Consider the following 21,411-nt stretch of genomic DNA (forward strand, 5'->3'; position numbering starts at 1 on the left):
TCGGGACTGCGCGGTGGTGAGGACTGCGGGGTTTCGGGGACCGCCGGGTACGGACGTGGTGCCGGGGCACCGGGCGACGTACCCGGGACGGCCGCACCGGCTCCGTCAAGCGTACGTCGCCCCCGCGCGGGCGCGGTCCGCGAGCCGTCAGGCCCCGACCCGCTCCCCCGCCGTGATCCGCGCGCCCCGCGCCCAGTCGGCGGCCCGCATCGGCTTCTTGCCCTGGGCCTGCACCCACATCAGCTCCACCGCGTACGAGCCGGTGCCGACGTGCACGCTGTTCTTGCCGACCCCGAGTTCCCCGGGGGCGAGGTCGGTCCGGGCGGGCGCGGGTGTGGCCTGGACCAGCTTGAGCCGCTCGCCCCGGAACACCGTCCAGGCGCCGGGCGCGGGGGTGCAGCCCCGTACCACCCGGTCCACGCGCAGCGCGGGCGCCGTCCAGTCGACGCGGGCGTCGTCCACGGTGAGCTTCGGCGCGAGGGTGATCCCGTCGGCGGGCTGCGGGACGGCCTTGAGTCCGCCGTCGGCGATGCCGTCCATGGTCGCGGCGAGCAGCCCCGCGCCCGCGAAGGCGAGCCGGGTCAGCAGATCACCGCTGGTGTCGGTGGGCCGTACGAGCTCGGTGACGGTGCCGTACACGGGCCCCGAGTCCAGCCCCTCCTCGATGAGAAAGGTGGAGGCGCCGGTGATCTCGTCACCGGACATGACCGCGTGCTGGACGGGGGCCGCGCCGCGCCAGGCGGGCAGCAGCGAGAAGTGGAGGTTCACCCAGCCGTGGCCCGGGATGTCCAGCGCGGTCCTGGGCAGCAGCGCGCCGTAGGCGACGACCGGGCAGCAGTCCGGCGCGATCTCGCGGAGCCTGGCGAGGAAGTCCTCGTCCCGGGGCCTGCGCGGCTTCAGCACCTCGATCCCGGCTTCCTCGGCGCGCTCGGCGACGGGGCTCGCGACGAGATGACGGCCCCGGCCGGCGGGGGCGTCGGGCCGGGTGACGACGGCGGCCACCTCGTGCCGGTCGGAGGCGATCAGGGCGTCCAGGGCGGGAACGGCGACCTCGGGGGTGCCTGCGAAGACGAGCTTCATCAGTGGCTGTGGGCCTCTCGGGCGGGATTCCGGTCGTGATCGGTACGGCGTCACGGGGCAGCGCACCAGTCTAGATCGTGTCGCCCGCGCCGGGGTCGCCCGCCCGGTGCCCGCCACGGGTGCCCCCGGGCGGACCCCGGAACGGGTCCCTGGGCGGGTGCGGAGCGAGTCCCTGGGCGGGTGCGGAGCGGGGGGCGGAGCCAGGAGTGACCGGGCGGGGCACGCCGGGGGCGTACGGCGCGCTTCACGCCCCGCACCACGATCCGTGCGCCCTGGCACCGTGACCCCTGCCCGCGTGGCGCGTTGGTCAAGGAAGAGTTGACTCTGCGGACCGCGGACGCGGTCCGGTTCTTTCCCCCTCCGCCGGTTCGAGAGGCTTGTTTGATGGCCGACCACGCAACCCACGACGCACAGGCCCGAGCCAGTCTGCACCTGCTGGTGCGGGACATCGAGCGGGTCCGCCGCCAGGTGGACGCCCTGCGTACGCTCACCGCCCAGCTGGGCAATGTGTACCGCCCGCGCCGTTCGGGCCCGTCCACGGGCTTCGTCGTCTACGGCCGCGCGCCCGCACCCACCGTCCGTCTCGCGCAGGAGCTGCGGGACAGTGTCGAGACCCTGGTCACCGCGGCTGTGGACTTCGACCGGTCGCTGGGCTTCTCGTGGGACGCGGTGGGTTCCGCGCTGGGTGTGACGAAGCAGGCGGTGCACCGGCGGTACGGGGCGCGGCGGGCCGCGGCGCAGGCTGCCGCGGAGGCGGAGCGGGGGGCGGAGCCGGCCGCTGCGCGCGGGGCGGTGGGGGTCGCCGGGCCGCTGCCGTCCGTGCCCGCGGCGCGTTCCATGCCGACCCAGCCCGTCGGTGGCAGTCCGGCTCTCCGCGACGATCCCCGCCCCCCGGTCTTCCCCGCCCCCCGAAACGGCTGACCCCAGTTCCGGTTACGCGTCCGGGTTCCTTGTGCTGGACGCACTTCGTTCCTGTGCCGTCGCTCGGTGGTTTCGCGCAGTTCCCCGCGCCCCTTTGGGGCGCATCCGGTCGGTTCTTCGGGTCGGTGCCGGTCGGGATTCTCCGTCCTCGATCCGACACGCTCGGTACGACGTTCATGTGGTCCGACTGAAGAGCATCGGAGTCTGCGAGCAGAGATTCCCGCCCACCCCCTTCGCTGAGTCCGGCGAGTGCGCGAAGAGGATGGTTCAACCCCGCCCGGGCTGACGCCGGCCCGCTGTCTGACCCCACCCGCAGACGGAGAACCACCCCAGTTGGGCGCCCCCAAAGGGGCGCGGGGAACTGCGCAAAAGACGAGGGCGGACCCGCACCCGAAGAGCGACCGCAAGAGGGCAGCACCCACCAAGGGCCACCCGCACCCGAACGGGAACCGCAAGAGGCGCGACCCAAGGGGCGCGGGGAACTGCGCACCCGCCGAGTGACGGCACAGGGACAAGTGCGTTCAACCGGACAGACCTCGGGAGCGCGAGCGAAGGCGGCCTGCGGGGAACTGCGCACCCCCGGACGTACCCGCACGGACGTCGGTACGCCCAGCACAGGAAACCCAGGGGCGCGAGGAACTGCGCACCCGCCGAGTGACAGCACAGGGACAAGTGCGTTCAACCGGACAGACCTCGGGAGCGCGAGCGAAGGCGGCCTGCGGGGAACTGCGCACCCCATGAGCGACCCGCACAGGGACAGGTACGTCCAGCACAAGGGACCTCGGAAGCGCCAGCGAAGTGCGGCTAGCCGATGTCCGGGGGGTCGACCCGGATACGCACCGCGCCCCCGGCCCCCCGGGCCGTCCGCAGGGCCTGCGCGGCCTTGAGCGCCGCGGCGAGGGCCGCCCCGCTCCCGGGCGGCACCCGCAGCAGCGCCCGCTCCCACACCGCCCCCTCGCCCGCCGCCAAGGCGCCCGCGGGGACGGGCACCGGGACCGGCCCGAGCAGCACCGCGTCCCCGGGCAGCTCCACCGACGCCAGGAAGTCCGCGACAGCGTCCGGCGGGCCCGTCACGGACGCCATCCGGGACACGGGCGGGAACCCCAGCTCGGCCCGCTCCGCCAGCTCCCGGACCGCGTGACCCACGGGGTCCCACCGCACCAGCGCCTGCACGGGCCGCAGCGAGGGCTCGGCTATCACCACGACCGTGCCCCCCGCCTCCTGCCCGCGCACCAGCGCCGCCGCGCCGAGCCAGTGCCGCAGGGCCTCCTCACCGGCCCGCAGATCGGGCCGCCCGAGCATCGCCCATCCGTCGAGCAGCAGGGCCGCCGCGTACCCGCCCTCGGCGACGGGTTCGGCGCCGGGTGTGCTGACCACCAGGGCCGGGGTGTCCGGCACCGTGTCGAGGATCTGTTCCCGCCCGGAGGTGCGGACCGGGACGGCGGGGAACGCCCGGCCCAGTTCCTCCGCGGTCCGCCGGGCGCCGACGACCTGCGCGCGCAGCCGGAACGACCCGCATTCGGGGCAGTGCCAGTCGCCCTGCTCGCGCCCGCACCAGCCGCAGCCCAGCGGTCCCGACTCACGGGCCTCCAGCGGTCCGGCGCAGTGCCGGCAGCGGGCGGGGGCCCGGCAGCGTTCGCACGCCAGCCTCGGGACATAGCCGCGGCGCGGCACCTGGACGAGGACGGGGCCCCGCGTGAGTCCCTCGCGGGCGGTCTTCCAGGCGAGGGAGGGGAGGCGGGCGGCGCGGGCGGCGCCGTCGCGGGCGAGTTCCCCGTCGCCGACGGTGCGGATCAGGGGGGCCGCGGCGCGGACCCGGTCCCGGTCGGCGACCAGGGGGCGGGCCCAGCCGGTCTCGACGAGCTGCGCGGCCTCGACGGTGCAGCCGATGTCCCCGAGCAGGAAGGCGCAGCCCTCGTGGGCGGCGCGCAGCAGCAGCACCTCGCGGGCGTGCGGCTGCGGGGCGTGCTGTTCGCTGTGGCTGGAGTCGCCGTCGTCCCACAGGACGACGAGGCCGAGGTCGCGGACGGGGGCGAACATCGCGGCGCGGGTCCCGACGACGGCGCGCACCGAGCCGCGCCGTACGGCGAGCCACTGGCCGTAGCGCTTCTCGGGGCCGGCCTCGGCGGTGAGCACGGCGTGCCAGCCGGGGCCCAGCAGCGCGCCGAGGGCGGCGTCCACGCGGGCGACGACGCGTCCGTCGGGGACGACGACGAGGGCGCCCCGGCCGGAGGCCAGGGTCGCGGCGACGGCGTGGGCGATCGCGTCGGCCCAGTCGGGGCCGGGCAGCGCGTGCCACACGGCTCGGGGGGCGGCGCCGTCCGCGAGGGCCCGCAGGAAGGCCGGTCCCTGTCCGTACCGCTCCCAGGGGCCGGGGGCGGGCGCGGGGGGCGGGGGCAGCGGTTCGGGTGAGGGGCGTTTCTCGGCGCGGGCGCTGCGCGGGGGGACGGCGAGCTGGAGCACATCGGCGAGGCTGCCCGCGTAGCGGTCGGCGACGGCGCGGGCGAGGCCGAGCAGATCGGGGCCGAGGACGGGTTCGGGGGAGACGACCTGGGCGAGGGCGGCGAGGGGGCCGCTGTAGTCGGACTCGGCGACGCGTTCCACCAGGAATCCGTCGACCAGGCCGCCGCCCTCGCGGCGGCCGTCCCGGACCTGGCCCCGGCCGGCGCCGAACCGGACCCGGACCCGGACCCCGGGCCGGGCGTCGGCGTCCATCTCCTCGGGTACGGCGTAGTCGAAGTACCGGTCGAGGTGCAGGACGCCCTTGTCCACCAGGACCCGGGCCACGGGCAGCTCGCGGGCGAGGGGTGCGCCGCGCCAGGTGCGGGGCTTGGCCTTGGGCACCTTGGCCTGGCGGATCGTCTCGCGGATGAGCGCGAGCTGCTCGGGCGGGGTGGTGTCGTCGCCGTCGGCGCTGTTTCCGCTGCTCACATCCGCATTCCTACCAGACGCCACCGACAACGCGCGGACCGTGCCGGGCGGTCCGCCGGGCACGGCCAAGGGCCGGGCCCGCGATGCGGGTCCCGGCCCTCCGTGACGCTGGTGTCAGCGGGTGCTGACGCGGATCACAGTCCGGCGGCGGCGCGCAGCGCGTCGACGCGGTCCGTGCGCTCCCAGGTGAACTCCGGCAGCGCACGGCCGAAGTGGCCGTACGCGGCGGTCTGGGCGTAGATCGGGCGCAGCAGGTCGAGGTCGCGGATGATGGCGGCCGGGCGCAGGTCGAAGACCTGGCTGATGGCGCTCTCGATCCGCTCGGTGTCGACCTTGTTGGTGCCGAAGGTCTCGATGAACAGGCCGACGGGCTCGGCCTTGCCGATCGCGTAGGCGACCTGGACCTCGCAGCGGGAGGCGAGTCCGGCGGCGACGACGTTCTTGGCGACCCAGCGCATCGCGTACGCGGCGGAGCGGTCGACCTTGGACGGGTCCTTGCCGGAGAAGGCGCCGCCGCCGTGGCGGGCCATCCCGCCGTAGGTGTCGATGATGATCTTGCGGCCGGTGAGGCCGGCGTCGCCCATGGGGCCGCCGATCTCGAAGCGTCCGGTCGGGTTGACCAGCAGGCGGTAGCCCTCGGTCTCCAGCTTGATGCCGTCGTCGAGGAGTGCCTTGAGCTCCGGCTCGACCACGAACTCGCGGATGTCGGGCGCGAGCAGCGACTCCAGGTCGATGTCCGAGGCGTGCTGCGAGGAGACGACGACCGTGTCGAGGCGGACGGCCTTGTCGCCGTCGTACTCGATGGTGACCTGGGTCTTGCCGTCGGGCCGCAGGTAGGGGATGGTGCCGTTCTTGCGCACCTCGGACAGCCGCCGGGACAGGCGGTGGGCGAGGTGGATGGGGAGCGGCATCAGCTCGGGCGTCTCGTCGCACGCGTATCCGAACATCAGGCCCTGGTCTCCGGCACCCTGCCGGTCCAGCTCGTCCTCGTCGCCCTCGACCCGCTGCTCGTAGGCGGTGTCGACACCCTGCGCGATGTCGGGCGACTGGGCCCCGATGGACACCGAGACCCCGCAGGAGGCGCCGTCGAAGCCCTTCTTCGAGGAGTCGTAGCCGATCGCGAGGATCGTGTCGCGTACGAGCTGCGCGATGGGCGCGTACGCCTTCGTCGTGACCTCGCCGGCCACATGGACCAGGCCGGTGGTGATCAGTGTTTCCACGGCGACCCGGGACTTCGGGTCCTCCCGCAGTAGCGCGTCGAGGATGGTGTCGCTGATCTGGTCGGCGATCTTGTCGGGGTGACCCTCGGTCACGGACTCCGAGGTGAAGAGACGGCGGGACACATCGCTCCCTGTGGTTGCAGCGGCTGCTGGCTGTTCATTGGCGGACCGGCCGGAGGCTGCGCCCGGCGTGGTCCGTCATCAGTTTATCGGTCGCGCTCGGTCGGCAGGTCACGTGTCTCGCCACTTGGGAGGGCGGTGAGCTGCGGCACTGGCATTCTGGGCCACGGGGGCGCTCTCCACCAGACCGGCACCACCCGAATGTGCGGGTTGCGCCGATACCGGCGTCCCGCACAAGCGATTGTCGCGCAGGATTCGAGGCTCACTCGGCGGACGCGCCGGAAAACCGGTCGGTGACCAGGTCCCACACGGTGTCGGAGAGGACTTCCTTGGGTCCGAAGGGCACGGGGGTCTCACTGCCGTCCGCGCCGAGGACGACGGCTTCGCTCTCCGCCTCGCCGAAGGTCTTGCTTTCCCCGACCTCGTTGACGACGAGCAGGTCACAGCCCTTGCGGCGGAGTTTCGCGCGGCCGTTCGCCAGGACGTCGTCGGTCTCGGCGGCGAAGCCGACGACCACCTGGCCGGGCCGGGCGCGGTCCCGGGAGATCTCCGCGAGGATGTCCGGATTCCGTACCAGCGAAATGGGCTCGGGGTCCTGTCCGTCCCGTTTTTTGATTTTTCCGGCGGCGTACACGGCGGGCCGGAAGTCGGCGACGGCGGCAGCCATGACGACCGCGTCGGCGTCGGCGGCGGCCTTCAGCACGGCCTCGCGGAGCTGGACGGCGGTGCCCACGGGCACCAGGTCCACCCCGGCGGGGTCGGGCAGCGCGGTGGTGTTGGCGGCGATCAGGGTGACGCGGGCGCCCCGGGCGGCGGCGGTCCGGGCGAGGGCGTAGCCCTGTTTGCCGGAGGAGCGGTTGCCGAGGAAGCGGACCGGGTCGAGGGGTTCGCGGGTGCCGCCCGCGCTGATGACGACGTGCCGTCCGGTGAGGTCCGGTTCGCGGACGCCGCGGGCGAGGACCCGGCGGCAGACCTCGAAGATCTCGCCGGGGTCGGGCAGCCGTCCCTTGCCGGTGTCGGCCCCGGTCAGCCGGCCGACGGCGGGTTCCACGACGACGGCGCCCCGGCGGCGCAGGGTGGCCACGTTCTCCTGGGTGGCGGGGTGCTCCCACATCTCGGTGTGCATCGCGGGCACGAGGACGACCGGGCAGCGGGCCGTGAGCAGGGTGTTGGTCAGCAGGTCGTCGGCGAGGCCGTGGGCGGCCTTGGCGAGCAGGTCGGCGGTGGCGGGGGCGACGACGACGAGGTCGGCGCCCTGGCCGATGCGGACATGGGGCACCTCGTGGACGTCCGACCAGACCTCGGTGGCGACGGGGTGCCCGGACAGCGCGGACCAGGTGGCGGCGCCGACGAAGTGGAGCGCCGACTGGGTGGGGACCACCCGGACGTCGTGCCCGGACTCGGTGAGGCGGCGCAGCAGCTCGCACGCCTTGTAGGCGGCGATACCGCCGCTCACCCCCAGGACGACCCTGGGCCTGGCCGCCTCGTTCTTGTCGCTCACCGGCATGTCGCTCCCCGGACTCGGTGCGCGCACGGCCGTGCCGCCGTACGCATCCTGCGCAGTCGCGTCTGCGTATGTGTACGTACCCATGACACACCACGGGCCCGGACAGCTCGGCTGCCGGGCCCTTGGTGGATGAAGCGGTGGTTACTGCGCGGGGCCGTCGATGGCCTCGGAGGTCAGCAGGCCCGCGTTGATCTCACGCAGGGAGATCGACAGCGGCTTCTCGTGGACGTGGGTGTCGACGAGGGGGCCGACGTACTCCAGCAGGCCCTCGCCCAGCTGGGAGTAGTACGCGTTGATCTGGCGCGCGCGCTTGGCGGCGTAGATCACGAGGCTGTACTTGCTGTCGGTGGCCTCAAGCAACTCGTCGATCGGCGGGTTGATGATGCCCTCGGGCGCGGTGATGGAAGAGGACACGCTCTACCTTCCGAAGGTGTGGATGGGATCAGTGAAGATCACACAACGTCCATCAAGGCTAGCAGCTCACGGGCCACGTCCTTGACGGAGGTGTTGACCAGGGTGGTGTCGAACTCCGACTCGGCGGCCAGTTCGGTCCTGGCCGCTTCCAGGCGGCGCTCGATCACCTCGGGGGACTCGGTGCCGCGGCCCGTGAGCCGGCGGACCAGCTCCTCCCAGGACGGCGGGGCGAGGAACACGAGCCGGGCGTCCGGCATGGACTCGCGCACCAGCCGGGCACCCTGGAGGTCGATCTCCAGCAGGACCGGTTCCCCGGACTCCAGCCGCTCCAGGACGGCCCCGCGGGGCGTGCCGTAGCGGTTTCCGGCGAACTCGGCCCACTCCAGCAGCTCACCGTTGGCGATCAGCTTGTCGAACTCCTCGTCGGTGACGAAGAAGTACTGCACACCGTGCTGCTCGCCGGGCCGGGGCCTGCGGGTGGTGGCGGAGACCGAGAGCCAGACCTCGGGGTGTTCCTCGCGCATATGGGCGACGACCGTGCTCTTGCCGACCCCGGAGGGGCCGGAGAGCACGGTCAGCCGCGGACGTACGTCCGGGGGTACGGGGGTCGTCCCCCGGGATGTTGCAGCCATGGAGCGATTATCCCGCTTCGCGGGGGTGCCGGGGAACGTCAGGCGGGTCCGCCGCCGAACTCGCGCTCCAAGGACGCGATCTGGTTGGAGCCGAGCCCCCGGACTCGCCGGCTCTCGGAGATGCCGAGCCGCTCCATGATCTGCTTGGCGCGGACCTTGCCCACGCCCGGCAGGGACTCAAGGAGGGCGGAGACCTTCATCTTGCCGATGACGTCGTTCTCCTGGCCCGACTTGATGACCTCGTGGAGGGAGGCGCCGGAGTGCTTGAGTCGATTCTTGACCTCGGCCCGCTCCCGGCGAGCCGCGGCGGCCTTTTCGAGCGCGGCTGCGCGCTGTTCAGGGGTAAGGGGCGGAAGAGCCACGCCTACGTCACCTCGGATGTCGAACTGTCGGATGTCTGTCAGGTACAGCGGCCCGGTGGGGAACTCGGTCGCCCCACACCTGGGGAGTAACGGGCAACGCGCTGCCCGTTCGCTCTCGACGGAGACTAGCGGCCAAGGCCCTCCGAGTCAGCGAGAACAGCGGAAAAGTCCTGGTCAGCCTCAACCGAGTCCGACATTCTGGGGCAAAAAACCCCGGATCTGAGAACTCTTTCAGAATGGAGATCCGCCAAGGAGCCTCCGAAGGGGCCCGCGGAGGGCTCACGCGGGCCCGAAAACCGGAGACTGCCCAGGCCCGGACCCCGCGAAACCGACTCCTCGTTCGATCCACCCGCGAAAGGGGCATCCGGTGCCGCCAGGACGGCTCAGACCGCCGCGACCGCGTCCCGTACCTCGTCCGCGAAGCGCTCGGCCGCGCCGCGCAGCGCGGCGGTGTCGGGCCCGTGCCGCAGGACTCCCCTGCTGACGTTCGGGACGACCTGGCGCACGGCCGCGCCGAACACCTTCGGCAGATCCGCCGGGGTCGCCCCCTGCGCGCCGATCCCGGGGGCCAGCAGCGGCCCGCCGATCGCCAGGTCGTAGGAGGACAGGTCCCCGAGGGTCGCCCCGACCACGGCCCCGAAGGAGCCGAGCGCGGCGCCCGCGGCCACCTCGGCCGCGTTCTCCCGCGCGAGGCGCGCCAGCATGGTCGCGCCGATGTTCCGTCCGTCGGCGCGCAGCGCGTGCTGCACCTCCGCGCCCTCCGGGTTGGAGGTCAGCGCGAGCACGAACAGGCCGGTGCCGGAGGCCCGCGCCAGGTCCACCGCGGGGCTCAGCGAGCCGTAGCCGAGGTAGGGCGAGACGGTGAGGGCGTCGGAGAACAGCGGCGCGCCGGGAGCCAGGAAGGTGTCGGCGTACGCGGCCATGGTGGAGCCGATGTCCCCGCGCTTGGCGTCCATCAGGACGAGGGCGCCCGCCGCGCGTGCCTCGGCGACCGTCGTCTCCAGGACGGCGACGCCCCGGGAGCCGAAGCGCTCGAAGAACGCGCTCTGCGGCTTCAGCACGGCGACCCGGTCGGCCAGTGCCTCGACCACGGTCCGGCTGAAGCGCTCCAGTCCGGCGAGGTCGTCGGTGAGGCCCCAGGAGGTGAGCAGCGAGCCGTGCGGGTCGATGCCCACGCAGAGCGGGCCCCGCTCGTCCATGGCGTGTCGCAGCCGGGTGCCGAAGGGGACGGGGCCGGTGGACGCGGGACCGGTGGGTGCGGGGCTGTGGGTCATACGGGCTTCCTGGTGTCGGCGCCGACGGCCTCGGCGAGGGTGGCGTACGGGGAGGAGGCGAGGCGGGCGGCGAGGCCCCGGTGGACGGCGCGGGACCAGCAGGGGCCCTGGTAGACGAAGGCGCTGTAGCCCTGGACGAGGGTGGCTCCGGCGAGGATGCGCCGCCAGGCGTCCTCGGCGTTCTCGACGCCGCCGACACCGACCAGGGTGATGCGGTCGCCCACCCGGGTGTAGAGGCGGCGCAGCACCTCCAGGGAGCGCTCCTTGAGGGGTGCGCCGGACAGGCCGCCGGTCTCCGCGACGACGGCGGGGTCGCTGGTGAGGCCGAGGCTCTCGCGGGCGATGGTGGTGTTGGTGGCGATGATGCCGTCGAGGCCCAGGTCGACGGCGAGGTCGGCGACGGCGTCGATGTCGTCGTCGGCGAGGTCGGGGGCGATCTTCACCAGGAGGGGGACGCGGCGGCCGGGGACGCTGCGGTCGGCGGCCTCGCGGACGGCGGTGAGCAGGGGCCGCAGCTGGTCGACGGCCTGGAGGTCGCGCAGTCCGGGCGTGTTGGGCGAGGAGACGTTGACGACGAGGTAGTCGGCGTGCCGGGCGAGCCGTTCGGTGGAGGTCACGTAGTCGGCGACGGCCTCCTGTTCGGGGACGGCCTTGGTCTTGCCGATGTTGACGCCGACGGTGGTGCGGAAGACCTCGCGGCGGCCTGCGAGCCGGTCGGCGACGGCGGCGGAGCCCTCGTTGTTGAAGCCCATGCGGTTGATGAGGGCGCGGTCGGCGGTGAGCCGGAAGAGCCGCTTGCGGGGGTTGCCGGGCTGGGGTTCGCCGGTGACGGTGCCGATCTCGACATGGTCGAAGCCGAGCATGGCCATGCCGTCGACGGCGACGGCGTTCTTGTCGAACCCGGCGGCGAGCCCGAACGGGCCGTGCATCCGCAGTCCGAGCGCCTCGGTGCGCAGTTCCGGGTGGCGGGGGGCGAGGAAGGCGGCGAGGTAGGTCCGCAGGACCGGGACGCGCGCGGCGCGGATGATCCAGCCGACGGCCAGACGGTGGGCCCGCTCGGGGTCCATACGGCGGAACAGGAGCTGGAAGAGAAGCTGGTACATGGGCTGGTGTCCTCGGGCCGGGGGCGGGATGGGGCGCGGGCCATGGGACGGGGGCACCGTTTCCGGTGCCCCCGGGTCCGGCGGCGTGCGGGCCGGGTGCGGCGGGGTGTCCGCCGCACCGGGCCGTGCGGTCAGTCGCGGGCCGCGATCAGCCGCTCCGCGTGCTCCTGGAGCGAGCGGACGCCCACGTCGCCGTGGTTCAGCGCGTCGATGCCCTGGACGGCGGCGGCGAGCGCCTGGACGGTGGTCAGACAGGGCACGGACCGCGCGACGGCGGCGGTGCGGATGTCGTAGCCGTCGAGGCGGCCCCCGGTGCCGTAGGGGGTGTTGACGATCAGGTCGACCTCGCCGTCGTGGATGAGCTGGACGATGGTCCGCTCGCCGTTCGGTCCCTCGCCCTCGCTCTGCTTGCGGACGACGGTGGCGTTGATGCCGTTGCGCTTGAGGACCTCGGCGGTGCCGGAGGTGGCGAGGAGTTCGAAGCCATGGGCGACGAGTTCCCGGGCCGGGAAGATCATCGAGCGCTTGTCGCGGTTGGCGACGGAGATGAAGGCCCGGCCCTTGGTGGGCAGCGGCCCGTACGCCCCGGCCTGCGACTTGGCGTAGGCGGTGCCGAAGGCCGTGTCGATGCCCATGACCTCGCCGGTGGAGCGCATCTCCGGGCCGAGGATCGTGTCGACGCCGCGGCCGTGGATGTCGCGGAAGCGCGACCACGGCATGACGGCCTCCTTGACGGAGATCGGCGCGTCCAGCGGCAGGGTGCCGCCGTCGCCGTTCGCCGGGAGCAGTCCTTCGGCGCGCAGCTCCGCGACGGTGGCGCCGAGCGAGATGCGCGCGGCGGCCTTGGCGAGCGGGACGGCGGTCGCCTTGGAGGTGAAGGGCACGGTGCGGGAGGCGCGCGGGTTGGCCTCCAGGACGTAGAGGATGTCCCCGGCCATCGCGAACTGGATGTTGATCAGTCCGCGGACGCCGACGCCCTTGGCGATGGCCTCGGTGGAGGCCCGCAGCCGCTTGATGTCGAAGCCGCCGAGGGTGATCGGGGGCAGGGCGCACGCCGAGTCGCCGGAGTGGATGCCGGCCTCCTCGATGTGTTCCATCACACCGCCGAGGTACAGCTCCTCGCCGTCGTAGAGCGCGTCCACGTCGATCTCGATGGCGTCGTCGAGGAACCGGTCGACGAGGACCGGCCGGGACGGGGAGATCTCGGTGGACTCCGCGATGTACGAGGACAGCCGGGTCTCGTCGTAGACGATCTCCATGCCGCGGCCGCCGAGGACGTACGAGGGGCGCACCAGGACGGGGTAGCCGATCTCGTCGGCGATGGCCTTGGCCCCGGCGAAGGTGGTGGCGGTGCCGTGCTTGGGCGCGGGCAGTCCGGCCTCGGCGAGGACCCGGCCGAAGGCGCCGCGGTCCTCGGCGGCGTGGATGGCCTCCGGGGGGGTGCCGACGACGGGGACGCCGTTGTCCTTGAGCGCCTGGGACAGTCCGAGGGGGGTCTGGCCGCCGAGCTGGACGATGACGCCCGCGATCGGTCCGGCGAGCGACTCGGCGTGGACGATCTCCAGGACGTCCTCCAGGGTGAGCGGCTCGAAGTAGAGCCGGTCGGAGGTGTCGTAGTCGGTGGAGACGGTCTCGGGGTTGCAGTTGACCATGACGGTCTCGTAGCCCGCGTCGTGCAGCGCGAAGGACGCGTGGACGCACGAGTAGTCGAACTCGATGCCCTGGCCGATGCGGTTGGGCCCGGAGCCGAGGATGATCACGGCGGGCTTCTCGCGGGGCGCGACCTCGCTCTCCTCGTCGTACGAGGAGTAGAAGTACGGGGTGCGGGCGGCGAACTCGGCGGCGCAGGTGTCGACGGTCTTGTAGACCGGGCGGACGCCGAGGGCGTGCCGGACCTCGCGGACGACGTCCTCGCGCAGGCCCCGGATCTCGCCGATCTGGGTGTCGGAGAAGCCGTGCCGCTTGGCCTCGGCGAGGAGGTCCGGGGCGAGCTTGTCGGCGGCGGCCAGCTCGTCGGCGATCTCCTTGATGAGGAACAGCTGGTCGACGAACCAGGGGTCGATCCTCGTGGCGTCGAAGACCTCCTCCTGGGTGGCTCCGGCGCGGATGGCCTGCATCACGGTGTTGATCCGGCCGTCGGTGGGCCGCACGGCCTCGCGCAGCAGTCCGGCCTTGTCGCCGGGGTCCCCGACGAAGGTGAACTGGCTGCCCTTCTTCTCCAGCGAGCGCAGGGCCTTCTGGAGGGCCTCGGTGAAGTTGCGGCCGATGGCCATGGCCTCGCCGACCGACTTCATGGTGGTGGTGAGGGTGGAGTCGGCGGACGGGAACTTCTCGAAGGCGAAGCGGGGCGCCTTCACCACGACGTAGTCGAGTGTCGGCTCGAAGGAGGCCGGGGTCTTCTCGGTGATGTCGTTGGGGATCTCGTCGAGGGTGTAGCCGACGGCGAGCTTCGCGGCGATCTTGGCGATGGGGAAGCCGGTGGCCTTGGACGCCAGCGCGGAGGAGCGGGAGACCCGGGGGTTCATCTCGATGACGATGACCCGGCCGTCGGCGGGGTCGATCGCGAACTGGATGTTGCAGCCGCCGGTGTCGACGCCGACCTCGCGGATGATCGCGATCCCGATGTCGCGCAGCCGCTGGTACTCGCGGTCGGTGAGGGTCATCGCCGGGGCGACGGTGATCGAGTCACCGGTGTGCACGCCCATCGGGTCGAAGTTCTCGATGGAGCAGACGACCACGACGTTGTCGTGCTTGTCGCGCATCAGCTCCAGCTCGTACTCCTTCCAGCCGAGGATGGACTCCTCCAGGAGCACCTCGGTGGTCGGGGAGAGCGTGAGGCCCTGTCCGGCGATGCGGCGCAGCTCGTCCTCGTCGTGGGCGAAGCCGGACCCGGCGCCGCCCATGGTGAAGGACGGGCGGACGACGACGGGGTAGCCGCCGAGGGTGTCGACGCCCGCGAGGACGTCGTCCATCGTGTGGCAGATGACGGAGCGCGCGGACTCGCCGTGGCCGATCTTCGCGCGGACGGCCTCGACGACACCCTTGAAGAGTTCGCGGTCCTCGCCCTTGTTGATGGCCTCGACGTTGGCGCCGATGAGCTCGACGCCGTACTTCTCCAGGACACCGTTCTCGTGCATGGAGATCGCGGTGTTCAGCGCGGTCTGTCCGCCGAGGGTGGGGAGCAGCGCGTCGGGGCGCTCCTTGGCGATGATCTTCTCGACGAACTCGGGGGTGATCGGCTCGACGTAGGTGGCGTCGGCGATCTCCGGGTCGGTCATGATCGTGGCCGGGTTGGAGTTGACGAGCACGACCCGCAGGCCCTCGGCCTTGAGGACGCGGCACGCCTGGGTGCCGGAGTAGTCGAACTCCGCGGCCTGGCCGATGACGATCGGGCCGGAGCCGATGACCAGGACGGACTGGATATCGGTGCGCTTAGGCACGCTGGCCCTCCATCAGGGTGACGAAGCGGTCGAACAGGTACGCGGCGTCGTGCGGGCCCGCGGCGGCTTCGGGGTGGTACTGGACACTGAACGCGGGCTTGTCGAGGAGCCGCAGCCCCTCGACCACCTGGTCGTTCAGACAGATGTGGGAGACCTCGGCGCGGCCGTAGGGGGTGTCGCTGACCCGGTCGAGGGGGGCGTCGACGGCGAAGCCGTGGTTGTGCGCGGTGACCTCGACCTTGCCGGTCGTGCGGTCCTGCACGGGCTGGTTGATGCCGCGGTGGCCGTACTTCAGCTTGTAGGTGCCGAAGCCGAGGGCGCGGCCGAGGATCTGGTTGCCGAAGCAGATCCCGAACAGCGGGGTGCCGCGGTCCAGGACGGCGCGCATCACGGACACCGGGTGGTCGGCGGTGGCGGGGTCGCCGGGGCCGTTGGAGAAGAAAACGCCGTCGGGGGCGACCGCGTAGACGTCCTCGACGGTCGCGGTGGCGGGCAGGACGTGCACCTCGATACCGCGTTCGGCCATCCGGCGCGGGGTCATGCCCTTGATGCCGAGGTCGACGGCGGCGACGGTGAACCGCTTGGTGCCGATCGCGGGGACGACGTACGCCTCCTTGGTGGCGACCTCGGCGGAGAGGTCGGCGCCGCTCATCTCGGGGGCCTGGCGGACCTCGGCGAGCATGGTGCCCTCGTCGGGCAGCGCGTTGCCGGAGAAGATCCCGACGCGCATGGCGCCGCGTTCGCGCAGATGCCGGGTGAGGGCGCGGGTGTCGACGCCGGAGATCCCGACGACGCCCTGGGCGGCGAGCTCCTCGTCCAGCGAGCGCCGGGAGCGCCAGTTGGAGGGCTTCCGGGCGGGGTCGCGGACCACATAGCCGGAGACCCAGATACGGCCGGACTCGGGGTCCTCGTCGTTGACGCCGGTGTTCCCGATATGGGGGGCGGTCATCACGACGACCTGGCGGTGGTACGAGGGGTCGGTGAGGGTCTCCTGGTAGCCGGTCATCCCGGTGGAGAAGACGGCCTCGCCGAAGGTCTGGCCGGTGGCCCCGTAGGCCCGGCCCCGGAAGAGGCGGCCGTCCTCCAGGACGAGTACGGCGGGGACCTGGGCCGCCCTGGTGGAGGAGGTCGGCTGCGCTGTCTGCGCGCTCATCGTTCCGCGCCTTCCGTGGTGGTGGTGTGCTGGGGGGTGTCCTGGTGGACGGTGGTCCGGGCGTTGATCCCGGCGACCCAGGCGGTGTGCTCGGCGGCGGTGTCGGAGCGGAACCCGGAGTCGATCAGCCGGTCGCCGTGCGCCCAGGTGACGACGAGCAGTCCGCCCTCGGCGAGGACCTTGCCCGCGATGCCCTTGTCGAGGCGGGCCCCGCGCAGCTGCGCGGTGGGCACGAAGAAGTCGGTGGCCCCGGGGCGTACGACGTCGAGTCCCGCGTCGGTCAGGGTCAGCTCGGCGCGGGAGCGGGTGCCGAGACCGCGGGCGACGATCCGGTCCAGCCACTGTCCGGCGGTGGTGGAGCCGTGGTAGCGGCCGCGCAGGGTGAGCCGGGGGGCGCCCGGGTCGTCCGGGGCGGTGGGCAGCTCGGGGAGGTCGCCCTGGAGGGTGCCGCGCCAGCGCCAGCCCTCGCGCATCAGCCAGTAGACGAGGACGACGAAGAGGATGAGGCCGACGAGCCAGCCGATCCGGGCGGCCCAGTCGGTGACCTCGGCCGATTTCTGCTCGGCGGCGAGCACGGAGAGGGCTTCTGCACTGCGGAGGGGGTGAGGCATCACACGAGCTTCCCGTCGACGACCGTGGCACGGCCCCGCAGCCAGGTGTGGGTGACGCGTCCCGGCAGCTCACGGCCCCGGTAGGGGGTGTTGCGGCTGCGGGAGGCGAAGCCCGCGGGGTCCACCTCTCCACGGTATGCGGCATCGACCAGCGTCAGGTTGGCGGGCTCACCTTCCGAGACGGGACGGCCGTGTCCGGCGAGCCGGCCGATCCGCGCGGGCCGGAACGACATCCGGTCGGCGACCTGCGCCCAGTCGAGGAGTCCGGAGTCGACCATCGTGTGCTGGACCACCGACAGCGCGGTCTCCAGGCCGACCATGCCCATGGCGGCGGCGGCCCACTCGCAGTCCTTGTCCTCGTGGGGGTGCGGGGCGTGATCGGTGGCCACGCAGTCGATGGTGCCGTCGGCGAGCGCCTCGCGCAGGGCGAGGACGTCGGCCTCGGTGCGCAGCGGCGGGTTGACCTTGTAGACGGGGTCGTAGCTGCGGACCAGCTCGTCGGTGAGCAGCAGATGGTGCGGGGTGACCTCGGCGGTGACGTCCCAGCCCTTGGACTTGGCCCAGCGGACGATCTCCACGGACCCGGCGGTCGACAGATGGCAGATGTGGATACGGGAGCCGACGTGCGCGGCGAGCAGCACATCGCGGGCGATGATCGACTCCTCGGCGACGGCGGGCCAGCCGCCGAGTCCGAGTTCGGCGGAGACGACGCCCTCGTTCATCTGGGCGCCCTCGGTGAGCCGGGGCTCCTGGGCGTGCTGGGCGACGACCCCGCCGAACGCCTTCACGTACTCCAGGGCGCGCCGCATGATCACGGCGTCGTCCACGCACTTGCCGTCGTCGGAGAAGACCATGACCCCGGCGGCCGAGTCGTGCATGGCGCCGAGCTCGGCGAGCTGCTTGCCCTCCAGGCCGACGGTGACGGCGCCGACCGGCTGGACGTCGCAGTAGCCGTGCTCGCGGCCGAGCCGCCACACCTGCTCGACGACGCCGGCGGTGTCCGCGACGGGGAAGGTGTTGGCCATGGCGTGGACGGCGGTGAAGCCGCCGACGGCGGCGGCGCGGGTGCCGGTGAGGACCGTCTCGGAGTCCTCGCGGCCGGGCTCGCGCAGATGGGTGTGCAGGTCGACCAGGCCCGGCAGGAGGACCTGTCCGGCGGCCTCGACGACGGTGGCGTCGCCGGCCGTGAGGCCGGTGCCGACGGCGGCGATGGTCCCGCCGTCGATCAGCACGTCCTGGGGGTCGCCGCCGAGCACCCGGGCACCGCGGATAAGGATCTTGCTCATGTCGGTTACTTCTCCTCGGTACGGGTGTGGGTGACGGCGGGCTCGTTGCCGCCGAGCAGCAGGTACAGGACGGCCATCCGGATGGAGACCCCGTTGGTGACCTGTTCCAGGGCGGTGCAGCGGTCGGAGTCGGCGACCTCCGCGGTGATCTCCATACCGCGGACCATCGGCCCGGGGTGCATCACGATCGCGTGTCCGGGCATCCGGGCCATCCGGTCGCCGTTGAGCCCGTACCTGCGGGCGTACTCGCGCTCGGTCGGGAAGTACGCGGCGTTCATGCGTTCGCGCTGGACGCGCAGCATCATCACGGCGTCCGACCCGGGCAGCACGGTGTCGATGTCGTAGGACACGTCGCAGGGCCACCGCTCGACGCCGACGGGCACCAGGGTGGGCGGGGCGACCAGGGTGACCTGGGCGCCGAGGGTGTGCAGCAGGTCGACGTTGGAACGGGCGACCCGGCTGTGCAGGATGTCGCCGACGATCGTGATGCGGCGCCCGGCGAGGTCGCGGCCGAGTCCGGTGTCCCGGCCGACGAGGCGGCGGCGCATGGTGAAGGCGTCCAGCAGGGCCTGGGTGGGGTGCTGGTGGGTGCCGTCGCCCGCGTTGATCACGGCGGCGTCGATCCAGCCGGAGGTGGCGAGGCGGTAGGGGGCGCCGGAGGCGCCGTGCCGGATGACGACGGCGTCGACGCCCATCGCCTCCAGGGTCTGCGCGGTGTCCTTGAGGGACTCGCCCTTGGAGACCGAGGAGCCCTTGGCGGTGAAGTTGATGACATCGGCGGACAGCCGCTTCTCGGCGGCCTCGAAGGAGATCCGGGTACGGGTGGAGTCCTCGAAGAACAGGTTGACGACGGTACGGCCGCGCAGGGTCGGCAGCTTCTTGATCGGCCGGTCGGCGACCCGGGCCATCTCCTCGGCGGTGTCGAGGATCAGGACGGCGTCGTCACGGGAGAGGTCGGCGGCCGAGATGAGATGACGCAGCATCTGTATGGCTCCGTAGGGCAGTTCGGCGTGTCGGAGGTCCGGGCGGTCCCGGAGGGGGGTGCGGCGGGCGGCACCGGGGCGGGGCCGGCCGGGGGCGGGCGCGCGGCGGCGCACCGCGGGACGCGGAGCGGTGGCGGCGCGGCCCGTCCGGGCCAGGGTCAGACGGTGCGGCTCATCCGGCGGGGCCCACGGGCTTCAGCCCGAGCAGGACGGTGTCGCGCCCGTCCTCCTCGTCGAGCTGCACCCGGACCGTCTCGCGCAGCGAGGTCGGCAGGTTCTTGCCCACGTAGTCCGCGCGGATCGGCAGCTCGCGGTGGCCGCGGTCGACGAGGACGGCGAGCTGCACCGCGCGGGGGCGCCCGATGTCGTTCAGGGCGTCGAGGGCCGCGCGGATGGTGCGCCCGGAGAAGAGCACGTCGTCGACGAGGACCACGAGCCGGCCGTCCAACCCGTCGCCGGGGATGTCGGTGCGGGCCAGGGCGCGCGGCGGGTGCATCCGCAGGTCGTCGCGGTACATGGTGATGTCGAGGGAGCCGACGGGGATCGCGCGCCCGGTGATCTCCGCGAGCTTCGCGGCGAGCCGCTGCGCGAGGAAGACCCCGCGGGTGGGGATGCCGAGGAGCACCACGTCGTCGGCGCCCTTGGCGCGCTCCACGATCTCGTGGGCGATACGGGTCAGCATCCGGGCGATGTCGGGAGCCTCCAGGACAGGCCGCGCGACGCCCTCGGGGGCGCCGGTGCCGTCGTGGACGGGTCCGGTGGGACCGGCGGCGGGGCCGGCCGGTTCGGGGTGGTTCGTACCGCTGGTGTCCATAAGAAACGGACCTCCTTCTCCGCCTCACGGGACGGACCTTAAAGGACGTCGGAATTGCGCCCTGCACGATAGCAGGTCGCCCATTCCCCCAGTTCACCCCCTCACCGTGCGCCCCGGGCCGAGGCAGGGAAGAGTCGGTGCTGACCGTTCGGCTTGACGCATTCAAGTCACGCTGCGTAACCTCACAGTGAGTCACCAGCCTTCGTCCGGGGAGCTATATGTCCAGCGAATACGCAAAACAGCTCGGGGCCAAGCTCCGGGCCATCCGCACCCAGCAGGGCCTGTCTCTCCACGGCGTCGAGGAGAAGTCCCAGGGCCGCTGGAAGGCCGTCGTGGTCGGGTCCTACGAGCGCGGGGACCGTGCCGTGACCGTCCAGCGTCTCGCCGAGCTGGCGGATTTCTACGGGGTCCCGGTCCAGGAGCTGCTGCCCGGCACCACGCCCGGCGGCGCCGCCGAGCCGCCGCCGAAGCTCGTCCTTGACCTGGAGCGCCTGGCGCATGTCCCGGCCGACAAGGCGGGCCCGCTCCAGCGTTACGCCGCCACGATCCAGTCCCAGCGCGGCGACTACAACGGCAAGGTCCTGTCGATCCGCCAGGACGACCTGAGAACCCTCGCGGTGATCTACGACCAGTCCCCCTCGGTCCTCACCGAGCAGCTCATCAGCTGGGGCGTGCTGGACGCGGACGCCCGTCGCGCGGTGGCCCACGAGGACAACTGACCCCTCACCCACCAGCAGAAACGTGCCGCCGGGGTGGCGCGGACCTCAGGGTCCCGCGCCACCCCGGCATGCGTTCACCCGGACGGCCCAGCGGTCGGTGCGCGGGTCGCACGGTGGACGCGATATGCGCGGCACGGTATGGGGCGGCGGTCGGACGGTCGGGCCCCCAGAGGTCGGACCGCGTGGCGGTGAGACGGCCGGGCGGACGAGTCCCCGGGTCGTGCGGCGCCGGACGGACCGGCCGCCGGATCACCGGGTCGTGCGGCGTCCGGCGGCCCGGACAACGACCGGGCCGGACAACGACCGACCGCCCGCACCGCGCCGGGGGCAGGGCCCCCGCGGGTACGGGCGGGCGGATGAGCGGCGTCCCCCGCCGCGGGGCGGCGGGGGCGGCACGGCCGGTCGGGCGGCGTCAGTCCCGTCGGAGACCGGGCTTCAGCTCCTTGAGCCGTCCGAGCAGGCCGTTCACGAAGTTCGGCGAGTCGTCGGTGGAGAACTCCTTCGCCAGCTCGACGGCCTCGTCGAGGACCACCGCGTCGGGTGTGCCGTCCACCCAGATCAGCTCGTAGGCGCCGAGCCGCAGGATGTTCCGGTCCACCACGGGCATCCGGTCCAGCGTCCATCCCACGGCGTACTGCGCGAGCAGCTCGTCGATCCGCGCGGCGTGCTGCGCGTACCCCTCGACCAGCTCCATGGTGTACTCGCTCACCGGCGGCTGCCGGGTGTCCGTACGTGAATGACGCACCCAGTCCGCGAGGACCGTGGTCACGTCGGCATCGCGCTGATCGCCTTCGAAGAGGATCTGGAAGGCGCGTTTGCGGGCCGTGTTCCGGGCAGCCAC

General features: G+C 72.7%; 18 protein-coding genes. 2 read left to right on the forward strand and 16 right to left on the reverse strand.

The window, feature by feature from the left end:
- Nucleotides 1-147 precede the first annotated feature (147 nt).
- Entirely contained in the window at nucleotides 148-1,080 is a 933-nt protein-coding gene (gene fmt, locus AB852_RS23015; protein ID WP_073791949.1) for a methionyl-tRNA formyltransferase, read from the reverse strand.
- Nucleotides 1,081-1,464: 384 nt separating this feature from the next.
- On the opposite strand from fmt, the gene AB852_RS23020 reads away from it, so the two are divergent.
- Nucleotides 1,465-2,001: a hypothetical protein gene (locus AB852_RS23020; protein ID WP_073791952.1), complete on the forward strand. Its 537-nt coding sequence runs from the start codon at nucleotides 1,465-1,467 to the stop codon at nucleotides 1,999-2,001.
- 804 nt (nucleotides 2,002-2,805) lie between these two features.
- Here AB852_RS23020 and AB852_RS23025 read toward each other — a convergent pair.
- From AB852_RS23025 to pyrR, 14 genes are all read right to left on the reverse strand, one after another.
- On the reverse strand, nucleotides 2,806-4,932 hold the full coding sequence (locus tag AB852_RS23025) for a primosomal protein N' (RefSeq protein WP_073791955.1): 2,127 nt from the start codon (nucleotides 4,930-4,932) through the stop codon (nucleotides 2,806-2,808).
- 134 nt (nucleotides 4,933-5,066) lie between these two features.
- Nucleotides 5,067-6,275, reverse strand: coding sequence for a methionine adenosyltransferase (metK, locus tag AB852_RS23030; protein ID WP_073791957.1), 1,209 nt, complete (start codon nucleotides 6,273-6,275; stop codon nucleotides 5,067-5,069).
- A 259-nt stretch (nucleotides 6,276-6,534) separates the two neighbouring features.
- Nucleotides 6,535-7,779, reverse strand: coding sequence for a bifunctional phosphopantothenoylcysteine decarboxylase/phosphopantothenate--cysteine ligase CoaBC (coaBC, locus tag AB852_RS23035; RefSeq protein ID WP_073791961.1), 1,245 nt, complete (start codon nucleotides 7,777-7,779; stop codon nucleotides 6,535-6,537).
- Between the two features lie 141 nt (nucleotides 7,780-7,920).
- On the reverse strand, nucleotides 7,921-8,193 hold the full coding sequence (gene rpoZ / locus AB852_RS23040) for a DNA-directed RNA polymerase subunit omega (RefSeq protein WP_073791964.1): 273 nt from the start codon (nucleotides 8,191-8,193) through the stop codon (nucleotides 7,921-7,923).
- 38 nt (nucleotides 8,194-8,231) lie between these two features.
- Nucleotides 8,232-8,825 (reverse strand): guanylate kinase, encoded by a 594-nt coding sequence (gene gmk / locus AB852_RS23045; protein ID WP_073791966.1) that lies wholly within the window; start codon nucleotides 8,823-8,825, stop codon nucleotides 8,232-8,234.
- A gap of 38 nt (nucleotides 8,826-8,863) precedes the next feature.
- Entirely contained in the window at nucleotides 8,864-9,187 is a 324-nt protein-coding gene (locus AB852_RS23050; protein WP_073791969.1) for an integration host factor, read from the reverse strand.
- Nucleotides 9,188-9,570: 383 nt separating this feature from the next.
- Entirely contained in the window at nucleotides 9,571-10,461 is an 891-nt protein-coding gene (pyrF, locus tag AB852_RS23055) for an orotidine-5'-phosphate decarboxylase (protein WP_073791972.1), read from the reverse strand.
- Complete coding sequence (locus tag AB852_RS23060; protein WP_073791975.1) at nucleotides 10,458-11,564, reverse strand: quinone-dependent dihydroorotate dehydrogenase; 1,107 nt, start codon at nucleotides 11,562-11,564, stop codon at nucleotides 10,458-10,460. Before AB852_RS23060 ends, pyrF begins: the two co-directional genes overlap by 4 nt.
- Nucleotides 11,565-11,695: 131 nt before the next feature.
- The gene (carB, locus tag AB852_RS23065) at nucleotides 11,696-15,004 is read right to left on the reverse strand and encodes a carbamoyl-phosphate synthase large subunit (protein ID WP_073791977.1); all 3,309 of its coding nucleotides are present in this window, start codon (nucleotides 15,002-15,004) and stop codon (nucleotides 11,696-11,698) included.
- Nucleotides 14,997-16,157 (reverse strand): glutamine-hydrolyzing carbamoyl-phosphate synthase small subunit, encoded by a 1,161-nt coding sequence (gene carA / locus AB852_RS23070; RefSeq protein WP_073791980.1) that lies wholly within the window; start codon nucleotides 16,155-16,157, stop codon nucleotides 14,997-14,999. The genes carB and carA overlap by 8 nt, the downstream gene beginning before the upstream one ends.
- Nucleotides 16,154-16,768, reverse strand: coding sequence for a PH-like domain-containing protein (locus AB852_RS23075; RefSeq protein WP_073791983.1), 615 nt, complete (start codon nucleotides 16,766-16,768; stop codon nucleotides 16,154-16,156). The genes carA and AB852_RS23075 overlap by 4 nt, the downstream gene beginning before the upstream one ends.
- Nucleotides 16,768-18,054, reverse strand: a complete 1,287-nt coding sequence (locus AB852_RS23080; protein WP_073791986.1) for a dihydroorotase — start codon at nucleotides 18,052-18,054, stop codon at nucleotides 16,768-16,770. The genes AB852_RS23075 and AB852_RS23080 overlap by 1 nt, the downstream gene beginning before the upstream one ends.
- Nucleotides 18,055-18,059: 5 nt before the next feature.
- Nucleotides 18,060-19,037 (reverse strand): aspartate carbamoyltransferase catalytic subunit, encoded by a 978-nt coding sequence (locus AB852_RS23085; protein WP_073791989.1) that lies wholly within the window; start codon nucleotides 19,035-19,037, stop codon nucleotides 18,060-18,062.
- A 172-nt stretch (nucleotides 19,038-19,209) separates the two neighbouring features.
- Nucleotides 19,210-19,851, reverse strand: coding sequence for a bifunctional pyr operon transcriptional regulator/uracil phosphoribosyltransferase PyrR (gene pyrR / locus AB852_RS23090; RefSeq protein WP_425444186.1), 642 nt, complete (start codon nucleotides 19,849-19,851; stop codon nucleotides 19,210-19,212).
- Nucleotides 19,852-20,069: 218 nt separating this feature from the next.
- On the opposite strand from pyrR, the gene bldD reads away from it, so the two are divergent.
- Nucleotides 20,070-20,570 (forward strand): transcriptional regulator BldD, encoded by a 501-nt coding sequence (gene bldD / locus AB852_RS23095; RefSeq protein ID WP_073791991.1) that lies wholly within the window; start codon nucleotides 20,070-20,072, stop codon nucleotides 20,568-20,570.
- 412 nt (nucleotides 20,571-20,982) lie between these two features.
- On the opposite strand, the gene nusB is transcribed toward bldD, so the two are convergent.
- Nucleotides 20,983-21,411 carry a transcription antitermination factor NusB gene (nusB, locus tag AB852_RS23100; protein ID WP_073791994.1) on the reverse strand — a complete coding sequence of 143 codons (429 nt, stop codon included), beginning with the start codon at nucleotides 21,409-21,411 and terminating at the stop codon, nucleotides 20,983-20,985.

Source organism: Streptomyces uncialis, from assembly GCF_001905345.1.
GTDB classification, from domain to species: domain Bacteria; phylum Actinomycetota; class Actinomycetes; order Streptomycetales; family Streptomycetaceae; genus Streptomyces; species Streptomyces uncialis.